Raw genomic sequence first — 10783 nt, forward strand, 5'->3', positions numbered from 1 at the left:
CGCCGGCGGCGCCACCTTCAGTCCGCTGCAGCAGGCCACCATGGACGGCGGAACCCCCACCCGCCCACCGGATCCCCGCCGCGCTGTCACCGCAGGATGTTGACGGCCCGGGCGACCACCAGGACCACGGTTACCAGGGAGACCGAGGACTGCACCATCATCAGCATCTTGGCCCAGCGCGACAACGGCATCACGTCGGTCGGGCTGAAGGCGGTGGAGTTGGTGAACGACAGGTACAGGTAGTCCGGGAACGCCGGCTCCCAGTCCGGCGGCGCGGTCTGAGGGCTCTGCATCTGTACGAAGAGGAAGTCGGCGAACTGGTGGTGGCCTTGGGACCGCGCCAGCGGCCCGCCGCGGTCCCACTCCCAGTACCACAGGGCGAACACGATGACGTTCGTCAGCCAGATTCCGCCGCCGGTCAGCAGCAGGGGCCCGGCGTCCGTCCCCTCGGTTCCGTTCACCAGGCCCGCCACCAGCCGGACCGCCGCCCAGCCGTTGGCCAGGCTGATCAGGCAGATCATGGCCAGGCCGAGCCACCGCAGCCACCGGGTCCGGGGCTCGACCCGCCGGGGGTTCGCGGCGATCAGGCCGGCCAGCAGGACCAGTTCCAGCGTCGGTAGCGCCCAGTACGGCTGGAGGGTGAGGCGGTGCGGCAGCATGAGCTGCAGGGCGACCGCCACCAGGATCACGGCGGTCACCGCCCAACGCGGCTCACCCTGCGTCGCCCGGCGCCATGCGGGTGCCGCGTCGCGCCCGCCGCTCTCCAGCAACCGCTCGATCCTGGCCAGGCGGCTCTCCGCGTTGTCCGTACTGTCGCTCATGGCGACGATTGTCCCGGGGGAAGATGTCGATCACACGACCGGCCGGACCATGGCTGGCCACCGTGCGCATAAGTGCTGGCTTTGGGCATCTAAGCTGCTGAAACAGGCATTGCTTTTCAGGGAATCGGACATGGCTCGTGCTGTCACGGGTCCGGACATCAGGGACAGGGGACGACGCATGGCGGCACCGCAGGACCGATGGAGCGCCTTGCTGGACATACTGACGCGCGACGGGCGGATCGAGGTCGAGGCCGCCGCGGACGTACTGCACGTCTCCACCGCCACGATCCGACGCGACCTGGATGAGCTGGCGCGCCAGCAAATGGTCACCCGTACCCACGGCGGCGCCGTGATCAACGCCATCGCGTACGACCTGCCGCTCCGCTACAAGGCCGCGCGCAACGCTCCGGAGAAGGAACGGATCGCCAACGCGGCTGCGGGCCTGGTGAAGGCGGGTGCCGTGGTGGGCTTGAACGGCGGTACCACGACCACCGCGGTCGCCCGGGCGCTGGCCATCAGGCCCGAGCTGAGCACGGAGGGCGCCGGGCCCTCGCTGACGGTCGTCACCAACGCCCTGAACATCGCCAACGAACTGGTCGTACGCCGCCATGTGAAGCTCGTCCTCACCGGGGGAGTGGCCCGCCCTGCCTCGTACGAGCTCACCGGACCGCTCGCCACCGGGATGCTCGCGCAGATCACGCTCGACCATGCCTTCATCGGCGTCGACGCGATCGACGTCCGGCACGGGGCGACGGCCCAGGACGAGGGCGAGGCAGGCATCAACTGGGCGTTGGCCCGCCGCGCCGAACGGGTGATCGTGGTCGCGGACTCCTCGAAGCTGGGCCGGCGGGCCTTCGCCCGGATCTGCCCGGTGGAAGACATCCATGTGCTGGTGACCGACAAGGCGGCGGGCCCGGAGCTGACCGAGCCGTTCGCCGCGGCGGGCGTGGAGATCGTGCGGGCCTGAGCGCCGGCGCGCGTCGCAGACAGGTCACTTGATGCCGCCGGCCGTCAGACCGCTGATCAGATAGCGCTCCACGAAGATGAACAGGACGACGACCGGCACGATCGCGATCAGTGACGTGGCGAAGAGGTACTGCCACTGCTCCTGGTACGCCGTGACGAATCCGGGGATGGCCTTGGTCAGTGTCGTCCGGTCGCCGGACGAGGTGATGGTGAGGGCGACGACGTACTCGTTCCAGGCCCCGATGAACGTGTAGACGAGCGCGGTCACCACTCCGGGCAGCGCCAGCGGCAGGGTGACCCGCAGCATCGCGCCCAGCCGGCCGGCCCCGTCCATGAACGCCGCCTCCTCCAGCTCCTTGGGGATGCTCGCGAAGTACGCGTTGAGGATCCAGATGCAGAACGGCAGGTTGAACGCCGCGTTGACCAGGATCAACCCCTCCGCGGTGTCGGTCAGGTCGAGGCTGACCATCTCCCGGTAGATGCCCACCAGCAGTGCGGTCGGTGCGAACATCTGGGTGACCAGCACCAGCAGCAGGAACGCGCCGCGTCCGCGGAACCGGTGACGGGCGGTGTAGTACGCGGCGGGCAGCCCCACGGCGAGTGCGAGGAGCGTGGACATCCCGGCGACGTACAGCGAGAACAGCAGCGCGTCGGAGACCGGCGGGTCCTTCAGCGACCAGACGTCGGCGAAGTTCGACCACTCCCACCGCGACGGCAGATAGGACGGCTGCGACTTCATCAGCTCCGGCGTCGGCTTCAGGGCCGTCAGCAGCATCTGCAGGTACGGCGCCAGGAAGAAGAGGGCCACCAGCCAGCCCACCGCGGTGAGCAGGACGGTGCGCAGCCGGGGCGGGCGTCGACGCCGGGCCGTAGTGGGTTGGGCTGTTGCGGATCGGACCGTGACGGCGGACATCAGCCGATCTCCTCTCGACTGCGGACGACCCGCAGATACACCAGCACGACCAGGAGGATCAGCGCGAAGTTCACGACGGCCATCGCCGCCGACTCGCCGACGGCCTGGTTGTCGAACGCGAGCTTGTACATGTAGGTGGTGGTCGTGTCCGTGGCGAAGCCGGGACCGCCGCGGGTCATGGCCCAGATGACCGGGAAGGAGTTGAACACGTTGATGACGTTGATGATGGCGGCGACCAGCAGCGACGGGCGCAGCAGCGGCAGCGTGACGGAGAGATAGGTGCGGACCGTTCCCGCGCCGTCCAGGCGGGCCGCCTCGTACACCTCGGCCGGGATGGTGCCGAGGCCGGAGAGGATGACGAACGCGGTGAACGGCAGGGAGACGAAGACCGCGACGGCCATCATCCAGGCGAACGCCTGGACCGGGTGGGCCAGCCAGTTCACCGGCTTGTCGAGAATTCCCACGTCCATCAGCACGCGGTTGACGACGCCGTAGAAGTTGTTGAGCATCCAGCGCCAGGTCAGCGCCGTCATCAGAACCGATGCCGCCCAGGGCACGATCAGCGCCCAGCGGACCATCCGGCGCCCGGGGAAACGCGACTTGAGCAACTGCGCCAGTGCCAGCGAGACGGTGATCGTGACCGTGACCACGCCCACCACCCAGACCAGGGTGCGCAGCACCACGCCCGGCAGGTCCGGCTCGGCGAACAGCGCGGCGTAGTTGTCGCCACCCGCGAAGCCGCGGGTCAGTCCGGTGGAGCTGATGTCCATCAGGGAGGTGCGGACCATCTCGACGACGGGCCAGATGACCACGGCCAGGATCAGCACGAGTGCGGGGCCGAGCCACAGCAGTGGTTCCAGTGCCCGCAGGCGAAGACGCTTCGGGGAGGGGCGGGAACCGCGTGCCGGTGCCGCCGACGTCCGTTCCTCCCCCGCTCCGGCTCCGGCGGTGCGCGTGGTGACGTCCTGTACGGCCACCCGGTCAGCCGTCCTTCTCGGCGGTCTCCTGGATTTCGCCCAGGATCTTCTCGGGCTCGGCGCCCGACACGGCGGTGCCGATGCGCTGCTTCACGGCGCCCTCGACGGCCGACCAGTTGGGGTTGTCGGTAGGGGCGAACCGCGCGCCCGAGAGTGCGTCGACGAACGGCTTGTAGTAGGAGGAGTCCGAACTCAGCGCGTCACCGGCCGACTTGGTGACCGACAGGAACCCCTCGGTGGACAGGAACTTGGAGGCGTTCTCCTTCTGGTAGAAGAAGTCGAGGAACTTGTTGACGGCTTCGCGGTTCTTGCCCTCGTCCTTCTTGAAGGCCACCAGGTAGTCCTGGACACCGAGCGTGTTGTGCGTCGTGCCGTCCTTGCTCGGCAGCGGTGCGACGCCGTAGTTCAGGTTCTTGTCGACCGTGTCGATGAAGCCTTTGCGCATGAAGACGGCACCGTTGATCATGCCGATCCTGCCTTGCGCGAACTGGTTGAAGACGTCCTTGCGGTTGGTGGCCTCGGGGTTGGGCTGGGTCAGCCCGGCCTTGGTGAGTTTCCGCAGGAAGTCCAGCGTCTCGACGTTGGCCTGCTGGTCGACCGTCCACTTGCCCGACTTGTCGGTCCAGCCGCCGCCGTTGTTCATCGCCCAGATGTAGAACTCGGCCTGGGCCTCCTCCGCGCCGAGCGGCAGGCCCAACGGGATGTCCCCGGCCTTCTTTATCTTCTCGGCGGCGCCCTCGACCTCGGCCCAGCTGGACGGCGGCTTGGAGATCTTGGCCTTGTCGAAGATGTCCTTGTTGTAGAAGAAGAGCCGCGCGCTGGAGATGAACGGCAGGCCGTACTGGACGCCTTCGTACTGCGCCTGATCGGCGAAGAGTGGCAGGAAGTCGTCGAGCACCTTCGGCGACACGACCTCCTTGGCCTGGAAGATCAGGTCGTCGCGGGCGAAGTCGGAGAACTTGTTGTAGTTGAGGACGTCGGGTTGCTGCCCGGTCTGGATGTATGTCTTGACCTTGGAATCCAGCTGCTCCCAGTCGACGACCTCCAACTCGACCCGGTAGCCGGGGTTCTCGGCCTCGAAGGTCTTGATGAGGTTGTCCCAGTAGGGCTGGGTGTCGTCGTCGTACTTGGCGGCCACGAATCTGATCGTCTTCCCGTCCGAGTCGCTGTCGCCGGACGAACCTCCCTTCCCGCAACCGCTGATGACCAGGGCGAGGGTCACACCTGCTGCGATGCCGATGAGGTGCCGTTTCACGGGGTACCACCTTCGTTGCAAGTCAGTGATTTTTTCTGCTCGAAAGTGGCTTACTTCAAGCAGTAATCACCATCATGCCCAACTGATTGCGCACGATGTCAAGGGTTGCCTGCGGGCGGATGCTGTCCCGGGTGCCTGTCGAGTCGCGGTCTGAAAGGCCCCTCGGAGTAGAGCGGTTGGTCCGCCCGCGGGGTGGGGCTGGGCGTACGGGGCCGCCTCACGGGCGGCCTCGGCGGCGCGAGGTGCCGGGCGCTTGGGTGCAGGCCTGCCGTGACGGGAGCCGGCGCGGGCCGTCCCCCGCGCCGGGTGGAACCGGGCGGCCTGGTGCTTCGATCGTCCGGCAGTCGTTCCTCATGGCCGGCCGAGGGAAGTCCCCTGACCGAGGGCCAGTTGGTGTGTTTTCGGGAGTGACCCGGTGGCCGACCCGGTCGTGATGCAGCCGTTGGCCGCGGCGCTCGGGTCTTGCCCGGACGCCCCGTCAGCCGGCCCGCTGAATGATCCCGCCCTGGCTGCGACGCCCGTCGGCCACGTCGGCGTCGCGGACCGGGCAGAGGAGCCGGAACCGCCCGAACTGGACGCGGTTCACGCAGAATTTACAGCCCTTTCTCCGGGGCCTGCCCCCGCTCCGAGCAGGGCGCGGACCCGGTCGTGCCGCTGTCATCAGGGGTGACAGTGGCCACTGGTGCTGCGGAGAAATCATGGAAGTGAATGTTGACAGCTGACGTTTCTGGCCAGAACATGAGCAGAAATGAGCATGATCTTGCCGTGCTGCTCCGCGAAGCAACGCCCCGCCCCGCAGGAGGTCGTGAGTGCGCATCCAACCGCTCAGACGGCGGAAATCCCGTAGACCCGCAACGCTGTTGGCCACCGCGCTGACCCTGACGCTCGTACCGTCCGTCACCGGACCCCTCACCACGAAGGCCCAGGCGGACACCGTCGACCGGCCCAAGGTGACCCAGAGCGCGGACGGCCTCACCCTGTCCGTGCCGGGCACCAGGAACACCCCCGGCTACGCCGTCGACATAGCCACCGACGAACTCGCCCTCACCACCGAGCGCTCCGGAAAAACCGTGCTCGGCACCGCGGGCGGCGACACCGGAGGACTCCGCTTCCGTTCCGACGAGAAGTGGGAGCACGCCACCGAGGTCACCGACTGGACGTGGCAGAGCGGCGTCCTCACCCTCACCACCGACACCACCCTCGACGGCGCCACCGTCAAGGCCCGGATCACGCCCGAAGCCGACCGCTACCAGCTGGACTGGGACGTCGAAGGCGGCAGCCCCGACCAACTCGGCCTCGCCTACGACCTGTCATCGGCAGGCCACTGGTACGGCCACGGTGAGGCGGAAACCCCACAGGGCGGCCCCGGCGTCAACCAGCCCTGGCCGCTGGACGCCGGCGAGGTCGACCACGAGACCTTCGGCCCGGCCTCGTACAACATGATCGACCCGTTCTGGTACACCTCCAAGTCGACCGGTCTCCATGTCGACACCGGCGACGTCATGGACGTGGCGCTCAACAAGGGCAAGGACGGCCTCGGCACCTTCACCGTCGAGTCGCCCGACACCTACAAGGCCACCGTGTTCGTCGAGTCGACCCCGCTCGAGGTCTACCGCGACTACATCGGCATCGTCGGCAAGCCGACCAAGAGCGACGCCACGTACGAGCAGTACGCCAAGCCGCTGTGGAATTCCTGGGCGCAGTTCTACACGAAGATCGACCAGGAGAAACTGCTCGACTACGCCACCGACCTCCACGAGAACGGCCTGGACGGGCACACCATCCAGCTCGACGACAAGTGGGAGTCGAACTACGGCAACCTGACCTGGGATCCCAAGACCTTCCCCGATCCCAAGGGTCTCTCCCAGAAGATCCACGACATGGGCTTCGACTTCGGTATCTGGGTCACCCTGTGGATCAACCTGGACTCCGACAACTACCAGTACGCGGTCGACAACGGCTACCTGCTCATGGACGCCAAGGACACGACCAAGCCGTGTGAAGTGACCTGGTGGAACGGCCAGGCCGGGATCATCGACCTGGCCAACCCCGAAGCCAAGGCCTGGTACGAGGGCAACCTCAAGACCCTCATGGACACGTATGACATCGACGGGCTGAAGTTCGACACCCGCTTCTTCGACGAGAAGTGCGCGCCCCGCGAGGGCCACCAGGCCACGGACTACCAGAAGCTCGGCACCGAGCTCGCCGACGAGTTCGACCTCCAGGGCGCCGGCATCCGGGTGCACTGGAACCGGACGGCCCACGAGGCCGGCTTCGTCACCCGCCAGGTCGACAAGGGCACCGGCTGGGACTCCCTGCGTGCCTCCGCCACCCAGAACCTCGCCATCTCCACCATCGGCTACCCGTTCGTCGAGTCCGACATGATCGGCGGCTCCGGCGGCCAGCCCGCACCGACGAAGGACGTACTCGTGCGGTGGGCGCAGTCCGCCTCGCTGATGCCGCTGATGTACGCCTCGACCTCCCCGGTGGACACGAACGACACCACGACCGGCCAGAAGGTGGACTACGACCAGGAGACGGTCGACCTCTACCGGGAGGCGATCGAGACCCACGAGAAGCTCGCCCCGTACATCTGGGACCAGGTGCAGAGCACCCTGAAGACCGGTGATCCGATCATGCGGCCGCTGTTCTTCGACTTCCCGAAGGACGCGGCGAGTTACACGGTCACCGACGAGTGGATGCTCGGCCCGGCCGTGCTGGCCGCACCCAAGCTGAGCTCCGGCGCCACCCGCTCCGTCCATCTGCCGCCGGGCACCTGGTACGACGTGAACCAGGGCACCGTGATCCGCGGCCCCAAGACCCTCAAGGGGTACGCGGCGCCGCTCGGCGTCACCCCGGCCTTCGTCAACCTCAAGGCCAAGGGGGCAGACAAGGCCGTCAAGGCGCTCAAGCGCGACGACGCTCCGGCCGCCTCCGTCCTGATCACCCCGGACGCCCCGGCCACCGATGCCGGTAAGCCGTTCGAGGTGACCACCGAGGTGACCAACTGGAGCACCGGGACGCTCAAGAACGTCAAGGCGGGCCTGGACCTGCCCGACGGTTGGGGCGCCGAGGTGACCGGCCCGACCACCGCGGCGTCGCTCAGGAACGGCGCCACCCTCACCACCACCTGGACGGTGACCCCGGCCGCCGACGCCCGATGGGGCAGCCACAACCTCACCGGTACGGCCACCTACAACGGGTCGACGAAGGTGACCGACACCGTGCCGGCGCAGGTGAAGGCGGCCCCGGGCAGCGTGCAGGAGCCGTACCTCACGGCCGACACCACCTCCGAGGACCCCCAATACGCTCAGGCGGGCGACCAGTTCGCCATCTGGGCGGGCGGCCAGGACCTGTCGGGCTGGAAGGACGAGAAGGGCGTCATCTACCGCGACGACGCGGCCGGTGAAAAAACCACCGTGCAGGCCCAGTTGGTCTCCCAGGACAGTGCCTCACCGGTCGGCAAGGCCGGCGTCGCCCTCGCCAACGACCTGACCGCACCCGAGAAGGGCGGTTACGCCGTGCTGGTCATGACCCAGAGCTACGGACTGGAGTTCATGACCGACAGCGACGGCGACGGGAAGCTCGACACCTGGGCGGGCGGCGGCTCCACCTACCACCCGGCGTATCTCAAGCTGACCCGGGACGGCGCCACCTACACCGCGTACGCCAGCAAGGACGGCGAGACCTGGTCGCAGGTCGGCACCGCGCAGGTGCCGTCGGCCGCCGGTACCGGTGACGCCGGGATGGTCGCCAGCGCGGCGAACGCCAACCACCCCGGCGAGAACATCGAAGCCGTCTTCAGCGGATTCTCCGTCACCTCCTGACGAGCCGCCGCCACCGGCGCCACCCCCGTCACCCGGCAGGCCTCCCACCTCCCCGTGGGGCCTGCCGGGGACGGGCCACTCCCTGCACGTCCATGAGAGAGGGAACGCACCCCCATGGCACGTACGTCCTCAGCTGTCGCCGGCTTCGTCGCGGGCGTGGTCGTGGCCGCGAGCACCACCGCGATAGCCGTCACCGGCACCACGGATACGACCTCCGGCTCCGATCTCAATTCCAAGGCCACCACCACCTGGCTGACCGTCAAGGTCGCCGACGCCATGGGCACCAGGGACACCATCACCTGGGTGCCCACCGGCTCCTTCGCCGGCTCCGCGGAGGAGCGGGTCCCGCGCTACCCGATGACCGCCATCCAGGGCAAGGACACCAAGGAGCTCAAGCTCTCCGCCGTCCGCAACGAGCAGGTCTCGGCGCAGCTGGCGATCGCCTCCGGCCAGGACCTCGACGACGTCAAGGCCGTGGTCGGCGACCTCACCGGGCCCGGCGGCGCGAAGCTGTCCGGCGCCGACACGCAGGTCCGGTTCGTCAAGTACGTGCCGGTACAACGCTCCAAGAGCGAGGTCGACTGGTCCGCCACCATCGACCAGGTCAGCTCCGGCAAGGAGGTGTCCGGCGACCGCAATCCCGACGTGGCCGGCGACGCGCTGGAGGAGCGGCCCTCCGTGGACGTACCCGCGTACGCGGCACAGCCACTGTGGTTCACCTTCCAGATCCCCGAGCAGGCCAGACCCGGCACCTACACCGGCACGGTGAAGGTCAACGCCGACGGCCGCACCCAGACCACCTACCCGCTGACCATCGAGGTCGCGGACGCGAGCGTGCCGGACCCGGCGGACTACGACTTCTTCCTCGACGTATGGGCCCAGCCGGAGACGATCGCCAAGAACCACGGCGTCAAGCTCTGGTCCGACCAGCACTGGAAGCTGATCGAGAAGTACAACCGCGATCTGGCCTCGCGCGGCCAGAAGGTCATCAACACCACCATCGTCGACAATCCCTGGCACCACCAGTGGTCGCTCGGCACCCGGGAGTCACAGACCGCCACGCCGTACACCAGCATGGTGGGCTGGGCCTGGAACGGTACGTCGTTCTCCTTCGACTTCGCCCGCTGGGACAAGTACGTCCAGACCGCCCGACGCGCCGGGCTCGGGCCCGACATCGGCGCCTTCTCCATGCTGGCGTTCCAGGACCAGGAGCACCTCACCTACACCGACACCCGCACCGGCAAGACCGTCTACGAGAACGTCGACCTGGGCGGCGACCGCTGGCGGGAGGCGTGGGGAACGTTCCTGCCCGCCTTCGAGAAGCATCTGAAGGCCAAGGGCTGGCTGGAGGACACCTGGCTGTCCTTCGACGAGCGGCCGATCAACACCATGACGGTCGTCAAGGACTTCGTCCACGAGGTCGCGCCGGTCTTCGACGACCGCATCTCCGTGGCCGGTTCGATCAGCACCGAGGGCGTCGCGTCCAACCTGTCCGTCGACTGGGGCGGCATCGACGCGATGACGAAGGAGAAGGTCGAGGAGCGGCGCAAGGCCGGCAAGACCACGACCTTCTACGTGTACGGCGCGCCCGCCCACCCCAACACGCTCTCGTTCTCCCCCGCCGTCGAGTCGCGGATGCTGCCGTGGATCTCCGCCCAGCGGAACCTGGACGGCTTCCTGCGCTGGTCGTACAACAGCTGGACCAGCGACCCCTTCAAGCAGCCGGTGCACATCTTCACCCAGGGCGACGAGTACCTGGTCTACCCCGGCAAGGACGGCCCGATGTCCAGCATCCGCTGGGAGCAGCTGAAGGAGGGCATCGAGGACTACGAACTCATCGCCCAGCTGCGGAAGAAGGACGGTGGCGCCGACAGCGACGCCCTGACCGAGGCCCTCACCATCGCGACCCGGAACCTCGACGGCCGGACGAAGGACGTGGGCGACATCGAGACCGCGCGGGCGGCAGTGGTGAAGGGGCTGACGGCATGAGGGGAAAGGGGAAATCTCTGCTGCTCGCCGCGGCA

7 protein-coding genes are annotated in these 10783 nt (G+C 67.9%); 3 read left to right on the forward strand and 4 right to left on the reverse strand.

Annotation, left to right across the window (positions count from 1 at the left end; translation table 11 throughout):
* Window positions 1-86: 86 nt before the first annotated feature.
* A complete protein-coding gene (locus tag OG252_RS43245; RefSeq protein ID WP_266444344.1) occupies window positions 87-821 on the reverse strand; it encodes a hypothetical protein in 735 nt (244 codons plus the stop codon).
* 178 nt (window positions 822-999) lie between these two features.
* On the opposite strand from OG252_RS43245, the gene OG252_RS43250 reads away from it, so the two are divergent.
* The gene (locus tag OG252_RS43250) at window positions 1000-1788 is read left to right on the forward strand and encodes a DeoR/GlpR family DNA-binding transcription regulator (RefSeq protein ID WP_266444346.1); all 789 of its coding nucleotides are present in this window, start codon (window positions 1000-1002) and stop codon (window positions 1786-1788) included.
* A 24-nt stretch (window positions 1789-1812) separates the two neighbouring features.
* On the opposite strand, the gene OG252_RS43255 is transcribed toward OG252_RS43250, so the two are convergent.
* From OG252_RS43255 to OG252_RS43265, 3 genes are read right to left on the reverse strand one after another with little or no spacing between them, the layout of a single operon-like run.
* On the reverse strand, window positions 1813-2700 hold the full coding sequence (locus tag OG252_RS43255) for a carbohydrate ABC transporter permease (RefSeq protein WP_266444348.1): 888 nt from the start codon (window positions 2698-2700) through the stop codon (window positions 1813-1815).
* The gene (locus OG252_RS43260; RefSeq protein ID WP_266444350.1) at window positions 2700-3677 is read right to left on the reverse strand and encodes a carbohydrate ABC transporter permease; all 978 of its coding nucleotides are present in this window, start codon (window positions 3675-3677) and stop codon (window positions 2700-2702) included. The genes OG252_RS43255 and OG252_RS43260 overlap by 1 nt, the downstream gene beginning before the upstream one ends.
* 4 nt (window positions 3678-3681) lie before the next feature.
* Window positions 3682-4932, reverse strand: coding sequence for an extracellular solute-binding protein (locus OG252_RS43265; RefSeq protein ID WP_266444352.1), 1251 nt, complete (start codon window positions 4930-4932; stop codon window positions 3682-3684).
* Between the two features lie 809 nt (window positions 4933-5741).
* On the opposite strand from OG252_RS43265, the gene OG252_RS43270 reads away from it, so the two are divergent.
* Together OG252_RS43270 and OG252_RS43275 are read left to right on the forward strand one after the other, a co-directional pair.
* Window positions 5742-8759 (forward strand): TIM-barrel domain-containing protein, encoded by a 3018-nt coding sequence (locus OG252_RS43270; protein ID WP_443068455.1) that lies wholly within the window; start codon window positions 5742-5744, stop codon window positions 8757-8759.
* 114 nt (window positions 8760-8873) lie between these two features.
* A complete protein-coding gene (locus OG252_RS43275; protein WP_329343044.1) occupies window positions 8874-10748 on the forward strand; it encodes a DUF4091 domain-containing protein in 1875 nt (624 codons plus the stop codon).
* Window positions 10749-10783 lie beyond the last annotated feature (35 nt).

It is taken from the genome of Streptomyces sp. NBC_01352, from assembly GCF_036237295.1.
Classification (GTDB): Bacteria; Actinomycetota; Actinomycetes; order Streptomycetales; family Streptomycetaceae; genus Streptomyces; species Streptomyces plumbiresistens.